This window comes from Thalassiella azotivora, assembly GCF_054781695.1.
Map to the genome: position 1 here is coordinate 31415 of NZ_BAAGTX010000023.1, position 21718 is coordinate 53132.

The following is a 21718-nucleotide window of genomic DNA, read 5'->3' on the forward strand; positions in this document are numbered from 1 at the left end:
GGCGGGGGCGGTCTAGGGTTCAGCCGTGACCGCCCTCGTCGTCGCGCTGTGCGCCGTGCTGGGGCTGGCGGTCGGGTCCTTCCTCAACGTCGTCGTGTGGCGGGTCCCCCGCGGCGAGTCCGTCGTCTCGCCCGCCAGCGGGTGCCCGCGGTGCGGTCACCCGATCCGGCCGCGGGACAACGTCCCCGTGCTGTCGTGGCTGCTCCTGAGGGGCCGGTGCCGCGACTGCCACGCGCCCATCAGCGTCCGCTACCCCCTCGTCGAGCTCGGTACGGCGGCCGCCTTCGCCGGCGTCGCCTGGTGGGCGGGGCCGTCCTGGCACCTGCCGGCGTTCCTCTACCTCGCGGCGGTCAGCGTCGCGCTGGCGCTGATCGACCTCGACGTGCACCGGCTGCCGAACGCGATCGTCCTGCCGTCCTACGTCGTCGGGGCCGTGCTGCTGGGCGTACCGTCCCTGCTCGGCGGAGAGCCGGGCCAGCTGGTGCGCACCGCGCTGGGCGGGGTGGTGCTCTACGCCGCCTACTTCGCGCTGGCCCTCGCGTACCCCTCGGGCATGGGCTTCGGCGACGTCAAGCTCGCCGGCGTCCTCGGCGGGTACCTGGCCTGGGTCGGCTGGCCAGCGCTGGCCGTCGGGGGCTTCGCCGCGTTCCTGCTCGGCGGGCTCTTCAGCGCCGTCCTGGTCGTGCTGGGCCGCGCGGGCCGCAAGACCAAGGTGCCGTTCGGGCCGTTCATGCTCGCCGGGGCCTGGGTCGGCCTCCTGGCCGGCGAGCGGGTCGCCGACGGGTACCTGGGCCTCGTCGGACTGTGAGCGCGCCGCGGCCGTAGGCCGAACGGGGGAAGCGCCGCTCCCGCCGACCGGCACAGCGCCTGCGGCACTCAAGGGCGGACCGCACCGCTCCGATCGACCCTGAGGACGGCAGCACCGGCTGCCGTGGTCGAGGTGCCACCCGGCACCGTCGCGGAAGGGGAGTCGACGTGGCTGGACGAACCGCCATCGGTCTCGACATCGGGACCTCCGGCGTGCGCGCCGCGGAGCTGAGGTTCGGCAAGGACGGGGTGACGCTCGAGAAGTTCGGCCAGGTCGCGGTGCCCGACGGCGCCGTCCGCGACGGCGAGGTGATCGACGCCGACGTCGTCACCGCCGCGCTGAAGGACCTGTGGGCCGCGACGCGGTTCACCAGCAAGAAGGTCGTGATGGGCATCGCCAACCAGCGCGTCATCGTGCGCCAGGTCGAGCTGCCCCAGATGCCCACGGCTGACCTGAAGAAGGCGCTGCCGTTCCAGGTGCAGGACCTGCTCCCGATGCCGGTCGAGCAGGCCGTCCTCGACTTCCACCCCCTGGAGACCGTGACGAGCAACGGTTCCCCGGTCGTCCGGGGCCTGCTCGTGGCCGCCTCACGGGAGACGGTGCTCGCCAACGTGCGCTGCGCGCAGCGGGCCGGCCTGGACCCCACCATGGTGGACCTGACGTCGTTCGCGGTGCTGCGCTCGGTCGGCCGCCGCGCCGCCACGGAGGCCGAGACGGAGGCTCTCGTCGACGTGGGCGCGCGGGTCACCAACATCGTCGTGCACTCCGGCGGAGTCCCCCGGTTCGTCCGGATCCTGCTCATGGGCGGTCAGGACGTGACCGACGCCGTGTCCGAGCGCCTGGGGGTCCCGCTCGCCGAGGCCGAGGGCCTCAAGCAGCAGCTCGGGGTGCTCGGCGGCCCGCCGGAGACCAGCGCGGCGTCGCGCGCCGTCGAGGTGACCGCGCAGTCGTTCGTCGACGAGATCCGCGGCTCGCTCGACTACTACGCCGCGTCCAACCCCTCGCACCCCGTCGAGCGGATCGTCCTGTCCGGCGGCGGATCCCTGCTCAAGGGCCTGTCCGACCGCCTGGGTCAGGCCACCCGCCTGCCGGTCTCGAGCGGCGACCCGATGGCCTCGCTGCGCATCGGCAGGACCGGCCTCGACGACCGCCAGCTCTCCCTCGTCCAGCCCCTGTCCGCCGTCCCGGTGGGCCTCGCGCTCGGAGCCGCCTGATGAGCATCCACACCGACCGTGACACCGGCCTCGAGCACGGTGTCGTCACCTACACCGTGCCGCGGGTCAACCTGCTGCCCGACGAGGTGCACGAGGCCCGCCGGCTGCGGCGCACCCAGCTCGCCATGGGCGGCTGCGTCGTCGCCGTCCTCGCGGCGCTGGGCGCCGGCTACGTCGTCCTCGCCGGGCAGACGGACGCCGCCGCGGACGAGCTCGCCGCCGAGCAGGCCCGCACGGACGTCCTGCGCGCCGAGGAGTCCGAGTACGCCGAGGTGCCGCGGATCATGGCGCAGGTCGACTCCGCCAAGAGCGCCCAGGCCACGGCGATGGCCAACGACGTGCTCTGGTACCGCTACCTCAACGACCTGGCCCTGACCTACCCCGCGGAGGTCTGGCTGACCAACCTCACGGCGACCGTTGCAGGCCCGACCACGGCTGTCGCACCGGTCGCCGGCGCCGACCCCTTGGCCACGCCCGGGGTCGGCAGCCTCACGGTGAGCGGCAAGGCCCTGGCCCACTCCGACGTCGCGTCGTGGCTGGACGTCCTCGCCGGAACGCCCGGCTTCGCGGACGCCGGGTTCTCCAACTCGACTCTGTCCGAGGTCGGCGGCCAGTCGATCGTCGAGTTCTCCTCGGATGCGGTCGTCACCGGCGACGCCCTGTCCCACCGCTTCGACCAGAAGGCGAACTGACCATGGCCATGACCAAGGCCCGCCTGTGGGTGATCGGCACCGCGGTGCTCTCCGTGCTGCTCGTCGTCGCCGCCTACTTCCTCGTCCTCGCCCCCAAGCGCGCGGAGGCCGCCGACCTGCGCCAGCAGACGGAGGACACCCAGTTCTCCAACGACCTCCTGCAGGCTCGTGTCGCGCAGCTGCGTGCGGACTTCGCGGACCTTCCGCTCCGGCAGGCCGAGCTGGCGGCGATCCAGCAGGCGATGCCGGAGGATGCGGCGCTCCCGACCTTGGTGCGCGACCTCGACCGGCTGGCGAGCTCCGCGGGCGTCACGCTCCTGACCGTCGCGCCCGGGGAGGGCGTGGCAGTGCCTACCGCAGTGGCGCCGGCCGCGGCCGAAGCGGCTCCTGCCGACGCTGCGGACGGCGAGGCTGTCGAGCCGGCTCCCGTCGCACCCGCGGCGCCGACGGACCTGCTGGTCAGCTTCCCGCTGAGCATCGAGGTGCTCGGCAGCTTCTTCGAGGTGGAGGTCTTCCTCAAGAGCGTCCAGGCGGACATGCCGCGGGCGTTCCTGGTCGAGAACCTCAACGTGGTCGCCATGGAGCCGGCTGACGCCGCCGGTGGCCGGCCTGCCACCGCGAACGGTGACGTCACCATGACCCTCAGCGGCAGCGTGTTCGCCCTGCGGCAGGCCGCCGTCGAGGCGCCCGCCCTGCCCGCCCAGGGCGCGACGGACGCTCCCGCCGCCCCAGCCCCGTCCACCGCCTCGGCTGACAGCTGACGGCGCCGGACCCGAGACGGAGGACACTCACGTGAGCCAGAACCTGTTCGGTCAGTCGGCCCCCCAGGCGCCGACGGAGACCGCCCCGGCGGACGTGGAGCCGGCAGGCCCCGGCGGCCACCGCAAGCTCGTCATCGGCCTCGTCGGTGGCCTCACCGCGGCCGTGCTGCTCGGTGGTGCCGCGCTGGTGATGACCGGCGGGGAGGACGAGGTCGAGCCCGTCGTGGCCGCCCCCCGGCCCCAGGCCACCGCACAGGCCGCCGAGCCCACCGCGGAGCCGGTCCCGCTGCCCACCCTGGCGGAGTTCAACGGGCGCAACCCCTTCCGCGCCCGGATCAGCGACAGCGGGGCCGCGGCAGGGGGTGGCGCGGGTGCACCTGCCGGCGCCGTCCCGGACGCCGGCACGCCCTCAGGCGGGGTCGTCACCGACGACGACGGCAACATCGTCAGCCTGCCCGGGGGGTCCGGGGGCTCCGGTCAGCCCGGGCCCGCCGGGCCGGCCGGTCCGGCCGGCGAGCGCGGCCCCGCGGGCGCCGACGGCCGGCAGGGCCCGCAGGGCGAGGCCGCCTCGGCCCTGTACGCGGTGCTGACCGAGGTCTCGCCGGGCGCGGCGCCGAACACCCTCGACGTCACGGTGGCGATGGGGGTCGGCAACGACTTCCGGCTCTACACGGTCACCGTGGACCCGGCCGCCACCCTGCCCCCGACCCTGCACGCCACCGACGTGCCGGGCACCTGGGCGCGGGTGCTGGGGGCCGCGGACGGCGACACCGTCGACACGCCCGCGGAGCAGGCGAACTGGGAGGACACCGTCCAGCTCCAGTTCGGCGACACGCGGCACGTGCTCGCGTGGATGACCGCCGTCCCGCTGCTCTGACGCTCCGCACGATCCACCGCACGACCCGACCGGGGGCGTCCAGGCACTGGGCGCCCCCGCCGGCGTCCCCGGCCACCGTGGGAGGATCGGCGCATGCTGCGTTGGCTGACCGCGGGTGAGTCCCACGGCCCCGCGCTGGTCGGCGTCCTGGAGGGGCTCCCGGCGGGTGTGCGGGTCACCACCTCCGACGTCGCCGGGGCGCTCGCCCGGCGCCGGCTGGGGTACGGCCGTGGTGCGCGGATGAAGTTCGAGGCCGACGAGGTGACCTTCCTCGGTGGTGTCCGGCACGGCGTCTCCCAGGGCGGTCCGGTCGCGGTGCAGGTCGCGAACACCGAGTGGCCCAAGTGGGAGACGGTGATGGCCGCGGACCCGGTCGACGCCGACGTCCTGGCCGGCCAGGCCCGCAACGCGCCGCTCAGTCGCCCGCGCCCCGGGCACGCCGACCTGGTGGGGATGCAGAAGTACGACCACGACGACGCCCGCCCGATCCTGGAGCGCGCGAGCGCCCGCGAGACGGCCGCGCGCGTGGCCCTGGGCACGGTCGCCGCCGCGTTCCTCGAGCAGGCCGTCGGCGTGCGGCTCGTCAGCCACACCGTCGCCGTGGGGGCGGTGGAGACACCCGAGGGCGCCCGGCTGCCGGGCCCGGACGACGTCGCCCCGCTCGACGACGACCCGTGCCGCTGCCACGACCCCGAGACGTCGGCGGCGATGGTCGAGGAGATCGACGCCGCCCGTCGTGACGGCGACACCCTGGGTGGGGTCGTCGAGGTGCTGGCCTACGGGCTGCCCCCCGGGCTGGGGAGCCACGTGCACTGGGACCGGCGGCTCGACGCGCGTCTGGCCGGGGCGCTGATGGGCATCCAGGCGATCAAGGGCGTGGAGGTCGGGGACGGCTTCCGCACCGCGCGCCGGCGCGGGTCCCAGGCGCACGACGAGATCGAGCGCGGTGACGACGGTCTGATCCGGCGGCTGAGCGGCCGGGCGGGTGGGACCGAGGGCGGCATGTCCACGGGCGACGTGCTCCGCGTGCGCGCCGCGATGAAGCCCATCTCGACCGTCCCGCGGGCGCTGTCGACCGTCGACGTGAGCACCGGCGAGCCGGCCAAGGCCATCAACCAGCGGTCCGACGTGTGCGCCGTCCCGGCCGCGGGGGTCGTCGCCGAGGCGATGGTGGCCCTCGTCCTGGCCGACGCGGTGCTGGAGAAGTTCGGGGGCGACTCGGTGCGGGAGACCCGCCGCAACGTGGAGGGCTACCTGGCCCAGGTCCCAGAGCTCATGCGGACGGTGGCGCAGTGAGTGACCGGCCGACCGGCCGCGCCGTGAGCCCGCGCGCGGTGCTCGTCGGCCCGCCCGGCGCGGGCAAGAGCACCGTCGGGCGGCTGCTCGCCGAGCGGTGGGGGGTGGCGCTGCGCGACACCGACGCCGACGTCGAGGCGGTCGCCGGAAAGACGGTCGCCGACGTGTTCGTCGACGACGGGGAGCCGCGGTTCCGCGAGCTCGAGCGCCAGGCGGTGGCCCGGGCCCTCGTCGAGTGCGACGGGGTCGTGGCGCTGGGCGGCGGGGCTGTTCTGGACGAACGCACCCGGGAGGTCCTCACCGGTCAGCGCGTCGTCTTCCTGGACGTGGGCCTGCCGGACGCCTCCCGGCGCATCGGGTTCAACGCCAGCCGGCCGCTGCTCGTCGGCAACCCCAGGGCCCAGTGGCTGCGCCTGATGGAGGCGCGTCGCCCGCTCTACGAGGCGGTGGCGACGCTCACGGTGGCCACGGACGGCAGGTCCCCCGAGCAGGTCGCCGACGACGTCCTCACCGGACTCGCCGACGCCTCCTGACCTGCCCCGCCCCGTGGTGCCGTGATCAGACCGCGTCGCCCGGGTCGGTCGGGTCCAGCGGGTCGCCGGGACCGGTCGGGTCGGTGGGCTCGGTCGGGTCGGTGGGCTCGGTCGGGTCCGTCGGGTAGGTCGGGTCCGTCGGGTCGGTCGGGTCGGTGGAGACCGTGCCGCACGCCTCGCCCTTCTTGTACCCGCCGTTGCCGCGCCGCTCCTCGGTCTTCACCGGGGGGTTGCCGCCGCTGGAGTTGTGCCCGCAGTTGCCCCAGCCGTTGTCGCCACCGTTCACGGACGGCTCGATCGGGACGACCGGCCCGTCCGGCCGCTGGGGGACGCCGTTGGCGGCCAGCGCCGGTGCGACGCCGGTGACGGAGACCGCCACGGCCAGGCCCAGGGCGCACATCGTCTTGCGCATGGTGCTCCTTCCGCCCGGGCACCGTGCCCGGTCCCCACACCATCGGCGATCCCAGTGACTCCACGCAGCAAGACATCACTCCTGGTCACCAGAATCGCCCGGTCGGACCTGCGTCCCGGTGAGGGCACGGCGGCGTGGGCGGCGCGGTGCCGCTGCCTAGACTCCCGCAGGTGACCGACTCGACGCAGCCCGTCCCCGACCACGCCGCCGCGCCAGGCGACGTCCCGGACGCCCCGACGCGCGTGCGGGTGCACGGCGAGCACCCGTACGACGTGGTGGTGGGCCGGGGCCTGCTCGGCGAGCTGCCGGACCTGCTGGAGGGGTCCCAGCGCGTCCTCGTCGTGCACCCTCGGGCGCTGCGCACCACCGGTGAGGCCGTCCGCGACGACCTGGCGGCGCAGGGGTTCGAGGCCTACGTCGCGGAGGTGCCGGACGACGAGGGCGCCAAGACCGCCCAGGTCGCCGCCTTCCTCTGGGGGGTCCTGGGCCAGGCGTCGTTCACCCGCTCGGACGCCGTGGTCGCCGTCGGCGGGGGAGCGGTGACCGACCTCGCCGGCTTCGTCGCCGCGACGTGGCTGCGCGGGGTGAAGGTCGTCCAGGTCCCCACCACCCTGCTGGCGATGGTGGACGCCGCCGTCGGCGGCAAGACGGGCATCAACACGGCGGAGGGCAAGAACCTCGTCGGGGCGTTCCACCCACCCGCCGGGGTGCTGTGCGACCTGGCCACGCTGAGCACCCTGCCCCGGCACGACCTGCTCGCCGGCATGGCGGAGGTCGTCAAGTGCGGCTTCATCGCCGACCCGGTCATCCTCGACCGGCTCGAGCAGGAGCCGGACGCTGCGGGCGACCCCGACTCGCGGCTCGTCCGCGAGCTCGTCGAGCGCGCGGTCCGGGTCAAGGCCGACGTCGTCGGGCAGGACCTGCGAGAGTCAGGGCTGCGCGAGGTGCTGAACTACGGGCACACGCTGGGGCACGCGGTCGAGCTCGTCGAGCGCTACCAGTGGCGGCACGGCGCGGCCGTGAGCGTCGGGATGGTGTTCGCCGCCGAGCTCGCCCGGCTCGCCGGGAGGCTCGACGAGGCCGTCGTGGACCGGCACCGCACGGTGCTCGGTTCGCTGGGACTGCCGCTGACGTACCGGGGGGACCGCTGGCCGCAGCTGCTCGACGCGATGCGCCGCGACAAGAAGACCCGCGGTGACCTGCTGCGGTTCGTCGTGCTGGACGACGTCGCGCGGCCCACCCGGCTCGAGGGCCCCGACCCCGCGCTGCTGCAGGCGGCGTACGCCGAGGTCTCCCGCGACTGAGCGCGGCGCCGGGGCCGTCAGGAGAAGAGGGCGCTGTAGCCGTTCAGCGCCGGCTGCCCACCGAGGTGGGCGTACAGCACCGTGGCCCCGCGGTCGATCTCCCCGCGGCCGACGAGGTCCACCAGCGCGGCCATCGACTTGCCCTCGTACACCGGGTCGGTCACCACGCCCTCGGTGCGCGCCGCCAGGCGCATCGCGTCGAGGGTCGCCTCGTCGGGGATCCCGTAGGTGCCGGCGTGGTACCGCTCGTCCAGCTCGACGTCGTCCGCGGTGAGCTCGCGCCGCAGCCCGATGAGCTCACCGGTGCGCCGGGCGATCCGCAGCACCTGCTCGCGCGTCTGCGCCGGCTTCGCGGAGGCGTCGACGCCCAGGACGCGGCGCGGACGGGCGCCCTCCTCCTCGAGGCGCGCGAACCCGGCCACCATCCCGGCTTGCGTGCTGCCGGTCACCGAGCAGACGACGACGGTGTCGAAGAAGACGCCGAGCTCGGCCTCCTGCCGGGCGAGCTCACGGGCCCAGGCCGCGAACCCCAGACCCCCGAGCGGGTGGTCGGAGGCGCCGGCCGGGATCGCGTACGGCCGTCCGCCGTCCGCCTCCACCTGCTGCAGCGCCTGCTGCCAGCTGTCGCGCAGGCCGATGTCGAAGCCGGCCCGCACGAGGTGCACCTCGGCGCCGGCCAGCCGGGAGACGAGGATGTTGCCGACCTTGTCGTAGACCGGGTCGGGCCAGTCGACCCAGCTCTCCTGCACCAGGACGCACCGCAGCCCGACGTGGGCGGCGACGGCCGCGACCTGGCGGGTGTGGTTGGACTGGACGCCGCCGATCGAGACGAGGGTGTCGCAGCCCGTCGCGAGGGCGTCCGCGACGAGGTACTCGAGCTTGCGGGTCTTGTTGCCGCCGTAGCCGATGCCGCTGTTCAGGTCCTCACGCTTGGCCCACAGGGCCGCGCCACCGAGGTGCTCGGTGAGCCGCGGGAGGGGGTGCACGGGGGAGGGGCCGAGCAGGAGCGGGTGGCGGGGGAGCCCGTCCAGGGCGTCGAGCGGGTCGGGTGCGGTGCCGGTCACTGGTCCTCCTGCGGTGCGGGGCCCACGCCGAGGTGGGCGTCGAGGGTGCGGAACAGGTGCTCGCTCAGCCGCGCGGCCGTCTCCGCCGCGCCGGCCCGGCAGGCGCCGACGAGCTCGGCGTGCGCGAGCACGGACGACGACGCCGCTGGACCCGCGAAGCGCCGGCGTTCCATCCGCCGGACCAGGGGTGTCCACCGGTCCACGGTGGCGGCCAGGGCGCTGTTCCCGCTGGCGTCGACGAGCACCCCGTGGAGTCGGTCGTCGGCGTCCAGGGCACCGTCCACGTCGCCGTCGCGCACGGCGTCCTCGAAGTCCCGCTGGGAGCGCTCGAGGCGCTCGAGCTGCTGTCCGTCGAGGCGTCCGGCGGCGGTGCGTGCGGCGAGGGCGTGCACGGCGGCCAGCACCTGCGCGGCACCGGCGGCCTCGTCGTCGTCGAGGGGGGCCACCCGGGTCCACCCCTGGGGGCGCGAGCGGACCAGCCCCTCGCTCTCGAGCCGGCGCAGCGCGTCGCGCACCGGTGCGCGGGACAGGCCGAGGTGGTCGGCCAGGTCGCCGTCGCGCAGCGGGGCGCCGGGCGGGAGGTCGCCCCGGACGATCGCGGCACGCAGGCGCGCGTGGGCCTCGTCGCGCAGCAGCGTCCGTCGCACGGTCTCCAGGGCCATGGCAGACATCTAACATGTTAGTTGTGGGTGGGGGAAGAGGCGGCGGCCGTCGGACCGGTGCTCCGATTCGGGCCGGCCGGCGCGCCGCGGCTACGATGTGCGCCGACTCGACCCCCGTGACGGTGGACGCCCCCGGCGGCTCCCACGGCCGGGTCCCCCCGACCGACGACGAGAGAGACCTCCTGTGGCGACCACGAACGACCTGAAGAACGGCATCGTGCTCAACCTCGACGGGCAGCTGTGGGCCGTCGTCGAGTTCCAGCACGTCAAGCCCGGCAAGGGTGGCGCGTTCGTGCGGACCAAGCTCAAGAACGTCCTGTCCGGCAAGGTCGTCGACAAGACGTTCAACGCCGGCACCAAGGTCGAGACCGCGAACGTCGACAAGCGCGACATGCAGTACCTGTACAAGGACGGCACGGACTTCGTGTTCATGGACACGACGACCTACGACCAGGTCCACGTGCCGGAGGCCACCGTCGGCGGCGCGGCCAGCTTCCTGCTGGAGAACCAGGAGGCGGTCGTCGCCCTGCACGAGGGGACCCCGCTGTACATCGAGCTGCCCGCGAGCGTCGTCCTGGAGATCACCTACACCGAGCCCGGTCTGCAGGGTGACCGCTCCTCCGGGGGCACCAAGCCGGCGACGGTCGAGACCGGCTACCAGATCCAGGTGCCGCTGTTCCTCGAGACCGGCACCAAGGTGAAGGTCGACACGCGCAGCGGTGACTACCTGGGCCGCGTCAACGACTAGTGGCCGCCCGGAGCAAGGCGCGTCGCCGCGCCGTCGACATCCTCTTCGAGGCCGAGCAGCGCTCGCTCGACCCGCTCGCCCTGGTCGCCGAGCGGGCCGGTGCCGCCGAGCGACCCGTCCCGGAGTACGCCGTGAGCCTGGTCGAGGGCGTGCAGGCGCACCGGGCCCGGATCGACGAGCTGCTGGCCACGTACTCCCAGGGCTGGACGGTGGACCGGATGCCCGCCGTGGACCGGCAGGTCCTGCGGGTGGGCACCTACGAGCTGCTCTGGGAGGACGACGTCCCGGACGCGGTGGTCATCGACGAGGCGGTCGAGATGGCCAAGACGCTGTCGACGGACGACTCGCCGTCCTTCGTCAACGGGCTCCTCGGCCGGCTGCTGAGCCTGAAGCCCACGCTGCTGGCCTGACCGTGGCACCCGACGACGCGCCGAGCCCGGTCGGCGACCACGGGGCGTGACGGGCCGGACACGACGGTGGGGTGCGGCCGTGTCGGTCGCACCCCACCGTGACGTCCCGGCCCGCCGCGGGCGTCAGACCTCCAGGGCGACGGCCCGACGGGCCTCCGCGTCCAGGACGCCCCAGTCGATGAGCATCTCGGCGAGGGCGGCTGGCGGCATGTCGTAGATCACACCCAGCGTTCGCAGGTCCTCGGCCCGGATCGACAGGACCTTGCCGTTGTAGTCGTTGCGCTGGTGCTGGATGGTGCGCGCGTAGCGGGCCAGCGGGCCGGCCTTCTCCTCGGGCACCGCCTGCAGCTGCTCCAGGTCCAGCACCAGCTTCGGCGGCGGCGGGGCGTCGGACTGCGCGGCGCTGGCGTCCGGCAGCAGCGCCTGCACCGGCACCCCGTAGAACTCGGCCAGCTCGGCGAGACGCTGCACCGTCACCGCACGGTCCCCGCGCTCGTAGGAGCCGACCACGACGGCCTTCCAGTGGCCGTTGGACTTCGCCTCCACGCCCTGCAGGGAGAGCCCCTGCTGGGTGCGGATGGCCCTCAGCCGGCTGCCCAGCGCCTTCGCGTACTCGCTCGCCATCATCGTCCTTCGTCAGGTGGGTGGGTCGGACGAGGCGCCGGGTCGGACCCGGCGCCCATCACACAGAGTGATGGTTACGGAGAGTTAGTCCTGCGGTCAAGCGTCTGGACCCATCCGGTTGACGGACCACCCCCGAACGGACCACCCGGACGCTGGTAGGTTCCGCCTCGAACGACCGTCCTTTAACCACCGTCCCGTGAGGCGGGGAAGGGGGTCGCCGTCATGGCGTCCGCACGCCCGGTGCTCGAGGCACCGGAGATCAGCAGGGTCCTGACCCGCATCGCCCACGAGATCCTCGAGCGCAACAAGGGCGCCGACGACCTCGTCCTGCTCGGCATCCCGACGCGCGGCGTCCCCCTCGCCGCCAGGCTGGCCGCCCGCGTCGCCGCCGTCGAGCCCTCGGCCGCCGAGCGCGGCGGACCCGACGGCCGCGGGCTGTGGGGGTCCCTGGACGTCACCATGCACCGCGACGACCTGGTCCAGCACCCCACCCGGGGGATCGGCCCGACCGAGCTGCCCCCCGGCGGGGTCGACGACAAGGTCGTCGTCCTGGTCGACGACGTCCTGTACTCCGGACGCACGGTGCGCGCCGCCCTGGACGCCCTGTCCGACCTCGGACGGCCACGCGTCGTGCGGCTCGCCGTCCTGGTGGACCGGGGCCACCGCGAGCTGCCCATCCGCGCCGACCACGTCGGCAAGAACCTCCCCACCGCCTCCGAAGAGCGGGTGAGCGTCCTGCTGCAGGAGGTCGACGGCCAGGACGCCGTCCTCATCGGCCCCTCGGTCGCCAGCACCGCTGAGCCGACGGGGGAGGTGCGCTGATGAGGCACCTGCTCTCGGCCGCCGACCTGGACCGTCCCGCCGCCGTCGAGCTGCTCGACGTCGCCGAGCAGATGGCGGCCACCCAGCAGCGGGCCATCAAGAAGCTGCCCACGCTGCGCGGCCGGACCGTCGTCAACCTCTTCTTCGAGGACTCGACGCGCACCCGGATCTCGTTCGAGGCGGCGGCCAAGCGCCTGTCCGCGGACGTCATCAACTTCTCCGCCAAGGGGTCCAGCGTCTCCAAGGGCGAGAGCCTCAAGGACACCGCGCTGACGCTCGAGGCGATGGGCGCCGACGCCGTCGTCGTCCGTCACGGGGCCTCCGGCGCCCCGCACCGGCTCGCCCACTCTGGCTGGGTGCGGGGCAGCGTCCTGAACGCCGGCGACGGCACCCACGAGCACCCCACCCAGGCGCTGCTCGACGCGTTCACGATGCGCCGCCACCTCGTCGGCGGCGCCGGCCCGGCCCCGGGCGCGGACCTGGCCGGCCGGCACGTGGTCGTCGTCGGCGACGTCCTGCACAGCCGGGTCGCCCGCTCGAACGTCCTGCTGCTGCACACGCTGGGCGCGCAGGTCACGCTCGTCGCACCGCCCACCCTGCTGCCGGTGGGCGTGGCCACGTGGCCGTGCCGCACGGCCTACGACCTGGACGCGGTGCTGCGCGGCGACGACGGTGAGGTCGACGCCGTGATGATGCTGCGCGTCCAGCGCGAGCGGATGACGACGGGCGGCGGCGGCTTCTTCCCCTCCGCGCGGGAGTACTCGCGCCGGTACGGCCTGGACGCCCGTCGCCTGCGGCTGCTGCCGGACCACGCCATCGTCATGCACCCCGGGCCGATGAACCGGGGCCTGGAGATCTCCGCCGAGGCCGCGGACGGGGCCCGTTCGACCGTGGTCGAGCAGGTGTCCAACGGCGTCGCCGTCCGGATGGCGGCCCTGTACCTGCTGCTCGCGCACGGCGACTCCGAGCGCGAGGGCACCCCACGGGCGGCGAGCCCGGCCGACGCGAGCCACGGCGGCACCGACCGCGACGGCGGCCTCAGCACGACGACGGACCCGCTCGTCGTCACCGACGAGGAGGTCAACGCGTGAGCACCCACCTGATCCGCGGAGCCGCGCTGCTCGGCGGCGCCCCCACCGACGTGCTGGTCCGCGACGGCGTCGTCACCGAGGTGGGGCAGCGGCTCGACGCCGCCGGCGCCCACGTCGTGGACGCCGACGGCCTGGTGCTCCTGCCCGGCCTGGTCGACCTGCACACCCACCTGCGCGAGCCCGGCCGCGAGGACGCCGAGACCGTCGAGACCGGTTCGCGGGCAGCCGCTCTCGGCGGCTTCACCGCCGTCCACGCGATGGCCAACACCGACCCGGTCGCGGACACCGCGGGCGTCGTGGAGCAGGTGTGGCGGCTCGGCCGCGAGGCCGGGTGGGTCGACGTGCGCCCCGTGGGCGCCGTGACCGTCGGCCTGGCCGGCGAGCGGCTGGCGGAGCTCGGCGCGATGGCCGACTCGGCCGCCGGCGTCCGGGTGTTCTCCGACGACGGCCACTGCGTGCACGACGCGGTGCTCATGCGCCGCGCCCTGGAGTACGTCAAGGCGTTCGACGGCGTCGTCGCCCAGCACGCCCAGGAACCGCGCCTGACCGAGGGCGCGCAGATGCACGAGGGCGAGCTGTCGGGCGTCCTCGGGCTCCCGGGCTGGCCGGCGGTCGCCGAGGAGGCGATCGTGGCGCGCGACGTGCTGCTCGCCGGCCACGTCGGCTCGCGGCTGCACGTCTGCCACGTGTCGACGGCCGGCTCGGTCGAGATCATCCGGTGGGCCAAGGGCCGGGGGATCGACGTCACCGCCGAGGTGACCCCGCACCACCTGCTGCTCACCGACGAGCAGGTCCGCGGCTACGACCCGGTGTTCAAGGTGAACCCGCCGCTGCGCACGGCCGAGGACGTGCAGGCGCTGCGCGGTGCCCTGGCGGACGGCACCATCGACGTCGTCGCCACCGACCACGCCCCGCACCCCACGGAGGACAAGGACTGCGAGTGGGCGGCGGCCGCGATGGGGATGACGGGGCTCGAGACGGCCCTGTCGGTGGTCCAGGAGGCGATGGTGTCCACCGGCCTGATCGACTGGGCCGACGTGGCCAGGGTCCTGTCCGCGACCCCCGCGCGGATCGGGCGGGTCGCCGGCCACGGCCGGCCCGTGGCCGCAGGCGAACCCGCGAACCTCACCCTCGTCGACCCCGCCGCCCGGCGGACCGTCGACCCCGCCGCCATGGCGACGATGGGCCGCAACAGCCCGTACGCCGGTCGCCAGCTGCCCGGGGCGGTGGTCGCCACCTTCCTGCGCGGCACGCCCACCGTCCTCGACGGGGTCCTCGCCGAGCAGGTCGGAGCCACCGCGTGACCCGCGTGCAGGCCGGCCTGCTCGTCCTGCTGCTCGTCCCGGTGCTCTGGGGTCTCGTCTGGTGGGGGTGGCGCGGCCGCGTCCGGCGCACGGCGCCGCCCGCCGCCCTGCCGGCCGCCCCCGACGTCCTCGGCGAGCCGCTGCTGGCCCCGGTCGACGCGGTCTACGTGTCCACCACCACCGCGGGCGACTGGCTCGACCGCGTCGCCGCGGGCGGGCTGGGGGTGCGCTCGGAGGCGCTCGTCGGGGTCCACCCCGAAGGGGTCCTGGTGGCCCGCACGGGCGCGCCGGACCTGTGGCTGCCGGTCGGTGCGCTGACCGGCGTGCGCCGCCAGCGCGGGATCGCCGGCAAGGTCGTCGACGCCGAGGGCGTCGTCGTCCTGACCTGGCGGCTCGCGGACGCCGAGTACGACACGGGTCTGCGGCCGCGCCGGTCCGCCGACCGCGACGCGCTGCACGACGCGGTGCGCGACCTGCTGGAGGGAACGCGGTGACGACCACGAGCACTACGACGAGCACCACCGGCCCCGCGCCGACCGGGGGCGCGGCACCCGTCGGCCCCGCCGGCCGACCCGACGGCGCGGTCCTCGTGCTCGAGGACGGCCGGACCTTCACCGGCCGGGCCTACGGGGCGCGCGGCAGCACGGTCGGCGAGGCCGTGTTCTGCACCGCCATGACCGGGTACCAGGAGACCCTGACCGACCCCTCCTACCACCGGCAGGTGGTCGTCATGACCGCACCGCACATCGGCAACACCGGCGTCAACGACGAGGACCCCGAGTCCGGACGGATCTGGGTCGCCGGGTACGTGGTGCGCGACCCCGCCCGCCGCACGTCGTCCTGGCGGGCCCGGCGCCCGCTGGAGGACGACCTCGCCGCGCAGGGCGTCGTCGGCATCAGCGGTGTCGACACCCGGGCGCTGACCCGGCACCTGCGCGAGCGCGGCGCCATGCGCGTCGGGGTGTTCTCCGGCCCCGGCGCCGAGCGCCCCGCCGTCGAGCTCCTCGAGGAGGTCCGCCGGGCCCCGAGCATGGCGGGCGCCGACCTCGCCGCCGAGGTCACCACCGCCGAGGCGTACGTCGTCCCCGCCCGGGGGGAGAAGCGGCTGACCGTGGCCGCGGTCGACCTCGGCATCAAGGGCATGACGCCGGCCCTGATGGCCCAGCGGGGCATCGAGGTGCACGTGCTGCCCGCCACGGCCACCGTCGAGGACGTCCTGGCCACCGGGGCGGACGGGGTGTTCTTCTCCAACGGCCCGGGCGACCCGGGCGCCACCGACGGCCCGATCACCCTGCTGCGCGAGGTGCTCGCGCGCCGGGTGCCGTTCTTCGGCATCTGCTTCGGCAACCAGCTGCTCGGGCGCGCGCTCGGCCTGGGCACCTACAAGCTCGGCTACGGGCACCGCGGCATCAACCAGCCGGTGCTGGACCGCACCACCGGCAAGGTCGAGGTGACCGCGCACAACCACGGGTTCGCCGTCCGCTCCCCGGGCCAGGACCCGGGCCAGGCGCCGCCCGTCGGGCCCTTCGACACCGACTTCGGCGCCGCCGAGGTCAGCCACGTGTGCCTCAACGACGGCGTGGTCGAGGGCCTGCGGTGCCTCGACGTCCCGGCGTTCTCCGTCCAGTACCACCCGGAGGCGGCGGCCGGTCCGCACGACGCCGGCTACCTGTTCGACCGATTCGCCGACCTCATGCAACGGTCCCGGACCCAGGAGGGGGGCGCCTGATGCCGCGCCGCACCGACATCAGCAGCGTCCTGGTCATCGGGTCCGGCCCGATCGTCATCGGCCAGGCCTGCGAGTTCGACTACTCCGGCACCCAGGCCTGCCGCGTGCTGCGCGAGGAGGGCCTGCGCGTCGTCCTGGTCAACTCCAACCCGGCGACGATCATGACCGACCCGGAGTTCGCCGACGCCACCTACGTCGAGCCGATCACCCCGGACGTCGTCGAGGCCATCATCGCCACGGAGCGCCCGGACGCCCTGCTGCCCACCCTCGGCGGGCAGACCGCGCTGAACACCGCGATCGCCCTGCACGAGTCGGGGGTCCTCGACCGGTACGGCGTCGAGCTCATCGGGGCGAACGTCGAGGCGATCCAGCTCGGCGAGGACCGCGAGGCGTTCAAGGGCGTGGTCGAGCGCTGCGGCGCCGAGTCGGCCCGCAGCACCACCGCGCACACCGTCGAGGAGTGCGTGGCGGCCGCCGAGGAGCTCGGCTACCCGGTCGTGCTGCGCCCCTCGTTCACCATGGGCGGCCTCGGCTCCGGCTTCGCCCACGACGAGGCCGAGCTGCGCCGGATGGCCGCAGCGGGGCTGCACGCCAGCCCCACCACCGAGGTGCTCCTCGAGGAGTCGATCCTCGGCTGGAAGGAGTACGAGCTCGAGCTGATGCGCGACCGCAACGACAACGTCGTGGTCGTCTGCTCCATCGAGAACCTCGACCCGATGGGCGTGCACACCGGTGACTCGATCACCGTCGCCCCCGCGATGACCCTGACCGACCGCGAGTACCAGCGGCTGCGGGACGTCGGCATCGCCGTCATCCGCGAGGTCGGCGTCGACACCGGCGGCTGCAACATCCAGTTCGCCGTCGACCCGCGGGACGGCCGGGTCGTCGTCATCGAGATGAACCCGAGGGTGTCGCGCTCCTCGGCCCTGGCGTCCAAGGCCACCGGCTTCCCGATCGCGAAGATCGCCGCTCGCCTCGCCGTCGGGTACACCCTCGACGAGATCCCCAACGACATCACGGCGAAGACCCCCGCGTCGTTCGAGCCGACGCTCGACTACGTGGTCGTCAAGGTCCCGCGGTTCGCGTTCGAGAAGTTCCCCGCCGCCGACGCCTCCCTGACCACGACGATGAAGAGCGTCGGCGAGGCGATGGCGATCGGGCGCTGCTTCACCGAGGCCCTGCAGAAGGCGCTGCGCTCGCTGGAGCGCACCGGTGCGCAGTTCCACTGGGACGGCGAGCCGGGCGACGTCGAGACGCTGCTCGAGCAGTCCCGGGTGCCGACCGACGGCCGCCTCGTCACCGTGCAGCAGGCCCTGCGCGCCGGCGCGAGCGTCGAGCAGGTGCACGAGGCGACCGGCATCGACCCGTGGTTCGTCGACCAGGTGCTGCTGCTCGACGAGGTCGCCGCCCGGCTGCGGCAGGCGCCCGAGCTCACCGCGGACCTCCTGCGCGAGGCCAAGCGGCACGGCTTCTCCGACGCCCAGGTCGGTGCGCTGAGGTCCATGCCCGAGGCCGTCGTCCGCGGCGTCCGGCACGCGCTGGGCATCCGCCCGGTCTACAAGACCGTCGACACGTGCGCCGCCGAGTTCGCCGCCACCACGCCGTACCACTACTCCAGCTACGACGAGGAGGACGAGGTCGCGCCCAGCGACCGGCGCAAGGTCGTCATCCTCGGGTCCGGGCCGAACCGGATCGGCCAGGGCGTCGAGTTCGACTACTCCTGCGTGCACGCGGCCTTCGCGCTGCGCGACGCCGGCTACGAGACCGTGATGGTCAACTGCAACCCGGAGACGGTCTCCACCGACTACGACACCTCCGACCGGCTGTACTTCGAGCCGCTCACCCTCGAGGACGTCCTGGAGGTCGTGCACGCCGAGCAGCGCAGCGGCGAGGTCGTCGGCGTCGTCGTCCAGCTCGGCGGCCAGACCCCGCTCGGCCTGGCCTCCGGCCTCGAGGCCGCCGGGGTGCCGGTCGTCGGCACCAGCCCGCAGGCGATCCACCTCGCCGAGGACCGCGGCGCGTTCGGCCGCGTGCTCGCCGAGGCCGGGCTGGCCGCTCCCAAGCACGGGACGGCGTACAGCCTCGCCGGTGCACGGGCGGTCGCCGACGAGATCGGCTACCCCGTGCTGGTGCGGCCGTCGTTCGTCCTCGGTGGGCGCGGCATGGAGATCGTCTACGACCACGACCAGCTCGCCGACTACCTCGACCGGGCGGCGGACACCCACGTCGTCATCAGCCCGGACCACCCCGTGCTCGTCGACCGGTTCCTCGACGACGCCATCGAGATCGACGTCGACGCGCTGTTCGACGGCGAGGAGCTCTACCTCGGCGGCGTGATGGAGCACATCGAGGAGGCCGGCATCCACTCCGGCGACTCGGCGTGCGTGCTGCCGCCGGTGACGATCGGGCGCGCCGACATCGAGCGGGTCCGCCGGTGCACCGAGGCGATCGCGCGCGGCGTCGGCGTCCGCGGCCTGCTCAACGTGCAGTTCGCCCTGGCCGCCGACGTCCTGTACGTCCTGGAGGCCAACCCCCGGGCCAGCCGCACCGCCCCGTTCGTCTCCAAGGCCACCGGGGTCCCGCTCGCCAAGGCGTGCGCGCGGGTCATGCTCGGCGCCAGCATCGCCGAGCTGCGCGCGGAGGGCCTCCTGCCGGCGGTCGGGGACGGCGGCACGCTGCCGGCGGAGGCACCGGTCTCCGTCAAGGAGGCCGTCCTGCCGTTCAAGCGCTTCCGCACCCCCGAGGGCAAGGTCGTCGACACCCTGCTCGGGCCCGAGATGCGCTCCACCGGCGAGGTGATGGGGATCGACACCGACTTCCCGGCCGCCTTCGCCAAGGCGCAGGAGGCCGCCTACGGCGGACTGCCGTCGTCCGGTCGGGTCTTCGTCTCCGTCGCCGACCGGGACAAGCGGGCCATGGTCCTGCCCGTCAAGCGGCTGGTGGACCTCGGGTTCGAGGTGCTCGCCACCGAGGGGACCGCGGAGTGCCTGCGGCGCAACGGGATCGCGAGCACCGTCGTGCGCAAGCACAGCAGCGGCCCCGGGCCGGACGGCGAGCCGACGATCGTCCAGCGGATCGGCGACGGGGAGGTCGACCTCGTGGTGAACACGCCGTCCGGCCCGGCCGCCCGGGCCGACGGGTACGAGATCCGCGCCGCCACGACCTCGGTCGACCGGCCGATCGTCACGACCGTGCAGGAGCTCGCCGCGGCGGTCCAGGCCGTGGAGTCGCGCCGCACGGGTGAGGTGCGGGTGCGGTCGCTGCAGGAGCACGCCGCCGCGCTGCACGAGGTGTGGGGCCGGTGACCTACCGGCTGCTGTTCGACCACGTCCTGCGGCGGGTCGACGCCGAGACCGCGCACCGCGCCGGCTTCGGGCTGATGCGGTTCGCGGCCGCCGTCCCCGGCCTGGCGCGCCTCGGCGCGCGGCTGCTGGGCCCGCGCGACCCGGCACTGGCGGTCGAGGTGTTCGGGCGCACCCTGCCCGGGCCGCTCGGGCTGGCGGCGGGCTTCGACAAGGACGCCCGGGGGGTCGACGCCCTGGCGGGTCTGGGGTTCGCCTTCGTCGAGGTCGGGACCGTCACCGGGCACGGGCAGCCGGGCAACCCCCGGCCACGCCTGTTCCGGCTGGTCCGGGACCGGGTCGTGGTCAACCGGATGGGGTTCAACAACGACGGTGCCCAGGCCGTCGCCGACCGGCTCGCCGCCCGGCGCCGTCGCCGCCACCTGCCCGTGCTGCTCGGGGTGAACATCGGCAAGACGAAGGTGGTGCCCGAGGACGAGGCGGTGCGCGACTACGTCCGCAGCGCACGCCTGCTCGCCCCGCTCGCGGACTACCTCGTCGTCAACGTCAGCTCACCCAACACCCCGGGCCTGCGGGACCTGCAGGCCGTCGACCGCCTGCGCCCGCTGCTGCGCGCGGTGCGGCGCGAGGCCGACGAGGCCGCGGGCCGGCACGTCCCGCTGCTCGTCAAGATCGCGCCGGACCTCGCGGACGACGACGTCCTCGCCGTCGCCGACCTCGTCGCCGCGGAGGCGCTGGACGGGGTGGTGGCCACCAACACGACGGTGTCCCGGGACGGCCTGGTCAGCGACCCCGCCGAGGTGGCCGCGGTCGGTGCGGGCGGCGTCTCGGGTCCGGTGCTGCGCGAGCGGTCGCTGGAGGTGCTGCGGCTGCTGCGCGGTCGGCTGGGCGCCGCGCCGGTCCTGGTGTCCGTCGGTGGGGTCTGGACGGCGGACGACGTGTGGGAGCGGCTGGAGGCCGGTGCCACCCTCGTGCAGGGGTACACCGCGTTCGTGTACGGCGGGCCGCTGTGGCCGTGGCGCGTGCACCGCGGCCTGGCGCGGCGGCTGCGCGCCAGCGCGGCCACGTCGCTGCGCCAGGTCACCGGGGGAGCGCGGTGACGGCCGGCGAGGGCCGTCCACCGGCGCCTCGCGAACCGTTCGGCGCCCGGCTGCGGACGGCGACGGCGCAGCACGGGCCGCTGTGCGTCGGGATCGACCCCCACCCCGCCCTGCTGCGGGACTGGGGCCTGGACGACGACCTCCCCGGCCTGACCCGGTTCGCGATGACCGCGTGCGAGGCGTTCGCGGGCCACGTCGCCGTCGTCAAGCCGCAGGCGGCCTTCTTCGAGCGTCACGGCTCCCGCGGGCTCGCCGTCCTCGAGCGCGTCCTCGACGACCTCCACGACGCGGGCACGCTCAGCCTCGTCGACGCCAAGCGAGGCGACATCGGCTCCACGATGGCCGCGTACGCCGACGCGTACTGCGGAGCGGACTCGCCGCTGGCCGGGGACGCGGTCACCGTCTCGCCCTACCTCGGGTTCGGGTCGCTGCGCCCGCTGCTCGACGTCGCCGCGCAGCACGGCCGCGGCGTGTTCGTCCTCGCGCTCACCTCCAACCCGGACGGGCCGTCGGTGCAGCACGCGGTCTCGGCCACGGGACGCTCCGTCGCGGCCGACGTGGTCGCAGCGGTCGCCGCGGAGAACCGCGCGGCCCGCCCCGCCGACTCTCCGCCGGAGCCGGGCTCCGTCGGCCTGGTGGTCGGCGCGACCGTCGGGGACGCCGTGCACCGGCTCGGCATCGACCTCGGCGCCGTGCACGGACCGTTGCTGGCACCCGGGTTCGGTGCCCAGGGCGCCACCGCGCAGGACCTGCGCACCGTCTTCGGCTCCGCCCTGCGCGACGTCCTGCCGACCAGCAGCCGGCAGGTGCTCGCCGCGGGCCCCGACGTGGACGCGCTGCGTCAGGCGGCCCGCCGGGCCGCCGCGGACTGCGCACACGTCCTGGGCGGCTGATCACGACACCCTCGACCGGGTGCCGCCGACCGGGGTAACCGCGTCGGCGAGCCTGCGACCCGCCGGTGGTCC

At 74.7% G+C, this 21718-nt stretch carries 22 protein-coding genes; 18 read left to right on the top strand and 4 right to left on the bottom strand.

What is annotated here, in order from left to right:
- The first annotated feature begins 25 nt into the window (after nucleotides 1–25).
- The 7 genes from ACYVQV_RS15515 (at nucleotide 26) to ACYVQV_RS15545 (ending at nucleotide 6181) form a co-directional block, all read left to right on the top strand.
- On the top strand, nucleotides 26–808 hold the full coding sequence (locus ACYVQV_RS15515; RefSeq protein ID WP_461024218.1) for a prepilin peptidase: 783 nt from the start codon (nucleotides 26–28) through the stop codon (nucleotides 806–808).
- Between the two features lie 167 nt (nucleotides 809–975).
- A complete protein-coding gene (pilM, locus tag ACYVQV_RS15520) occupies nucleotides 976–2022 on the top strand; it encodes a type IV pilus assembly protein PilM (RefSeq protein WP_461024219.1) in 1047 nt (348 codons plus the stop codon).
- Nucleotides 2022–2714 (top strand): PilN domain-containing protein, encoded by a 693-nt coding sequence (locus ACYVQV_RS15525; protein ID WP_461024220.1) that lies wholly within the window; start codon nucleotides 2022–2024, stop codon nucleotides 2712–2714. Before pilM ends, ACYVQV_RS15525 begins: the two co-directional genes overlap by 1 nt.
- A 2-nt stretch (nucleotides 2715–2716) precedes the next feature.
- Complete coding sequence (locus ACYVQV_RS15530) at nucleotides 2717–3475, top strand: hypothetical protein (RefSeq protein WP_461024221.1); 759 nt, start codon at nucleotides 2717–2719, stop codon at nucleotides 3473–3475.
- A 31-nt stretch (nucleotides 3476–3506) separates the two neighbouring features.
- A complete protein-coding gene (locus ACYVQV_RS15535) occupies nucleotides 3507–4352 on the top strand; it encodes a flagellar basal body-associated FliL family protein (protein WP_461024222.1) in 846 nt (281 codons plus the stop codon).
- 93 nt (nucleotides 4353–4445) lie between these two features.
- The gene (aroC, locus tag ACYVQV_RS15540) at nucleotides 4446–5648 is read left to right on the top strand and encodes a chorismate synthase (protein ID WP_461024223.1); all 1203 of its coding nucleotides are present in this window, start codon (nucleotides 4446–4448) and stop codon (nucleotides 5646–5648) included.
- A gap of 23 nt (nucleotides 5649–5671) precedes the next feature.
- Nucleotides 5672–6181 (top strand): shikimate kinase, encoded by a 510-nt coding sequence (locus tag ACYVQV_RS15545; RefSeq protein ID WP_461024224.1) that lies wholly within the window; start codon nucleotides 5672–5674, stop codon nucleotides 6179–6181.
- Nucleotides 6182–6206: 25 nt separating this feature from the next.
- Here ACYVQV_RS15545 and ACYVQV_RS15550 read toward each other — a convergent pair whose 3' ends face one another.
- The gene (locus ACYVQV_RS15550) at nucleotides 6207–6593 is read right to left on the bottom strand and encodes a hypothetical protein (protein WP_461024225.1); all 387 of its coding nucleotides are present in this window, start codon (nucleotides 6591–6593) and stop codon (nucleotides 6207–6209) included.
- A gap of 242 nt (nucleotides 6594–6835) precedes the next feature.
- On the opposite strand from ACYVQV_RS15550, the gene aroB reads away from it, so the two are divergent.
- Nucleotides 6836–7897, top strand: coding sequence for a 3-dehydroquinate synthase (gene aroB, locus ACYVQV_RS15555; protein ID WP_461024245.1), 1062 nt, complete (start codon nucleotides 6836–6838; stop codon nucleotides 7895–7897).
- 17 nt (nucleotides 7898–7914) lie between these two features.
- Here the strand turns inward: aroB and ACYVQV_RS15560 are convergent, their stop codons facing one another.
- Both ACYVQV_RS15560 and ACYVQV_RS15565 read right to left on the bottom strand, forming a co-directional pair.
- On the bottom strand, nucleotides 7915–8928 hold the full coding sequence (locus ACYVQV_RS15560) for a 1-aminocyclopropane-1-carboxylate deaminase (RefSeq protein ID WP_461024246.1): 1014 nt from the start codon (nucleotides 8926–8928) through the stop codon (nucleotides 7915–7917).
- A gap of 29 nt (nucleotides 8929–8957) precedes the next feature.
- Complete coding sequence (locus tag ACYVQV_RS15565) at nucleotides 8958–9623, bottom strand: GntR family transcriptional regulator (RefSeq protein WP_461024226.1); 666 nt, start codon at nucleotides 9621–9623, stop codon at nucleotides 8958–8960.
- A gap of 184 nt (nucleotides 9624–9807) precedes the next feature.
- On the opposite strand from ACYVQV_RS15565, the gene efp reads away from it, so the two are divergent.
- Both efp and nusB read left to right on the top strand, forming a co-directional pair.
- Entirely contained in the window at nucleotides 9808–10371 is a 564-nt protein-coding gene (gene efp / locus ACYVQV_RS15570) for an elongation factor P (protein WP_461024227.1), read from the top strand.
- Entirely contained in the window at nucleotides 10371–10781 is a 411-nt protein-coding gene (nusB, locus tag ACYVQV_RS15575; protein WP_461024228.1) for a transcription antitermination factor NusB, read from the top strand. Before efp ends, nusB begins: the two co-directional genes overlap by 1 nt.
- Before the next feature lie 123 nt (nucleotides 10782–10904).
- On the opposite strand, the gene bldD is transcribed toward nusB, so the two are convergent.
- Nucleotides 10905–11405 carry a transcriptional regulator BldD gene (gene bldD / locus ACYVQV_RS15580; protein ID WP_461024229.1) on the bottom strand — a complete coding sequence of 167 codons (501 nt, stop codon included), beginning with the start codon at nucleotides 11403–11405 and terminating at the stop codon, nucleotides 10905–10907.
- A 222-nt stretch (nucleotides 11406–11627) separates the two neighbouring features.
- Between bldD and pyrR the strand changes: the two genes are divergently transcribed.
- The 8 genes from pyrR to pyrF all read left to right on the top strand — a co-directional run bounded on the left by pyrR (nucleotide 11628) and on the right by pyrF (nucleotide 21646).
- On the top strand, nucleotides 11628–12227 hold the full coding sequence (pyrR, locus tag ACYVQV_RS15585; RefSeq protein WP_461024230.1) for a bifunctional pyr operon transcriptional regulator/uracil phosphoribosyltransferase PyrR: 600 nt from the start codon (nucleotides 11628–11630) through the stop codon (nucleotides 12225–12227).
- Nucleotides 12227–13318, top strand: a complete 1092-nt coding sequence (locus ACYVQV_RS15590; protein ID WP_461024231.1) for an aspartate carbamoyltransferase catalytic subunit — start codon at nucleotides 12227–12229, stop codon at nucleotides 13316–13318. Before pyrR ends, ACYVQV_RS15590 begins: the two co-directional genes overlap by 1 nt.
- Nucleotides 13315–14622 carry a dihydroorotase gene (locus tag ACYVQV_RS15595; protein WP_461024232.1) on the top strand — a complete coding sequence of 436 codons (1308 nt, stop codon included), beginning with the start codon at nucleotides 13315–13317 and terminating at the stop codon, nucleotides 14620–14622. The genes ACYVQV_RS15590 and ACYVQV_RS15595 overlap by 4 nt, the downstream gene beginning before the upstream one ends.
- Nucleotides 14619–15116 carry a PH-like domain-containing protein gene (locus ACYVQV_RS15600; protein WP_461024233.1) on the top strand — a complete coding sequence of 166 codons (498 nt, stop codon included), beginning with the start codon at nucleotides 14619–14621 and terminating at the stop codon, nucleotides 15114–15116. Before ACYVQV_RS15595 ends, ACYVQV_RS15600 begins: the two co-directional genes overlap by 4 nt.
- Before the next feature lie 95 nt (nucleotides 15117–15211).
- Nucleotides 15212–16351 carry a glutamine-hydrolyzing carbamoyl-phosphate synthase small subunit gene (gene carA, locus ACYVQV_RS15605; RefSeq protein ID WP_461024247.1) on the top strand — a complete coding sequence of 380 codons (1140 nt, stop codon included), beginning with the start codon at nucleotides 15212–15214 and terminating at the stop codon, nucleotides 16349–16351.
- Nucleotides 16351–19656: a carbamoyl-phosphate synthase large subunit gene (carB, locus tag ACYVQV_RS15610; protein WP_461024234.1), complete on the top strand. Its 3306-nt coding sequence runs from the start codon at nucleotides 16351–16353 to the stop codon at nucleotides 19654–19656. Before carA ends, carB begins: the two co-directional genes overlap by 1 nt.
- Complete coding sequence (locus ACYVQV_RS15615) at nucleotides 19653–20753, top strand: quinone-dependent dihydroorotate dehydrogenase (RefSeq protein WP_461024235.1); 1101 nt, start codon at nucleotides 19653–19655, stop codon at nucleotides 20751–20753. Before carB ends, ACYVQV_RS15615 begins: the two co-directional genes overlap by 4 nt.
- On the top strand, nucleotides 20750–21646 hold the full coding sequence (pyrF, locus tag ACYVQV_RS15620; RefSeq protein WP_461024236.1) for an orotidine-5'-phosphate decarboxylase: 897 nt from the start codon (nucleotides 20750–20752) through the stop codon (nucleotides 21644–21646). The genes ACYVQV_RS15615 and pyrF overlap by 4 nt, the downstream gene beginning before the upstream one ends.
- The last annotated feature ends 72 nt before the right edge of the window (nucleotides 21647–21718 follow it).

What these genes read in the sequence shown, in the direction of transcription:
- ACYVQV_RS15525 (WP_461024220.1), top strand. Translation starts at nt 2,022, where the DNA reads ATGAGCATCCACACCGACCGTGACACCGGCCTCGAGCACGGTGTCGTC.
- ACYVQV_RS15530 (WP_461024221.1), top strand. Translation starts at nt 2,717, where the DNA reads ATGGCCATGACCAAGGCCCGCCTGTGGGTGATCGGCACCGCGGTGCTC.
- aroC (WP_461024223.1), top strand. Translation starts at nt 4,446, where the DNA reads ATGCTGCGTTGGCTGACCGCGGGTGAGTCCCACGGCCCCGCGCTGGTC.
- ACYVQV_RS15550 (WP_461024225.1), bottom strand. Translation starts at nt 6,593, where the DNA reads ATGCGCAAGACGATGTGCGCCCTGGGCCTGGCCGTGGCGGTCTCCGTC.
- ACYVQV_RS15565 (WP_461024226.1), bottom strand. Translation starts at nt 9,623, where the DNA reads ATGGCCCTGGAGACCGTGCGACGGACGCTGCTGCGCGACGAGGCCCAC.
- bldD (WP_461024229.1), bottom strand. Translation starts at nt 11,405, where the DNA reads ATGGCGAGCGAGTACGCGAAGGCGCTGGGCAGCCGGCTGAGGGCCATC.
- pyrR (WP_461024230.1), top strand. Translation starts at nt 11,628, where the DNA reads ATGGCGTCCGCACGCCCGGTGCTCGAGGCACCGGAGATCAGCAGGGTC.
- ACYVQV_RS15590 (WP_461024231.1), top strand. Translation starts at nt 12,227, where the DNA reads ATGAGGCACCTGCTCTCGGCCGCCGACCTGGACCGTCCCGCCGCCGTC.
- carB (WP_461024234.1), top strand. Translation starts at nt 16,351, where the DNA reads ATGCCGCGCCGCACCGACATCAGCAGCGTCCTGGTCATCGGGTCCGGC.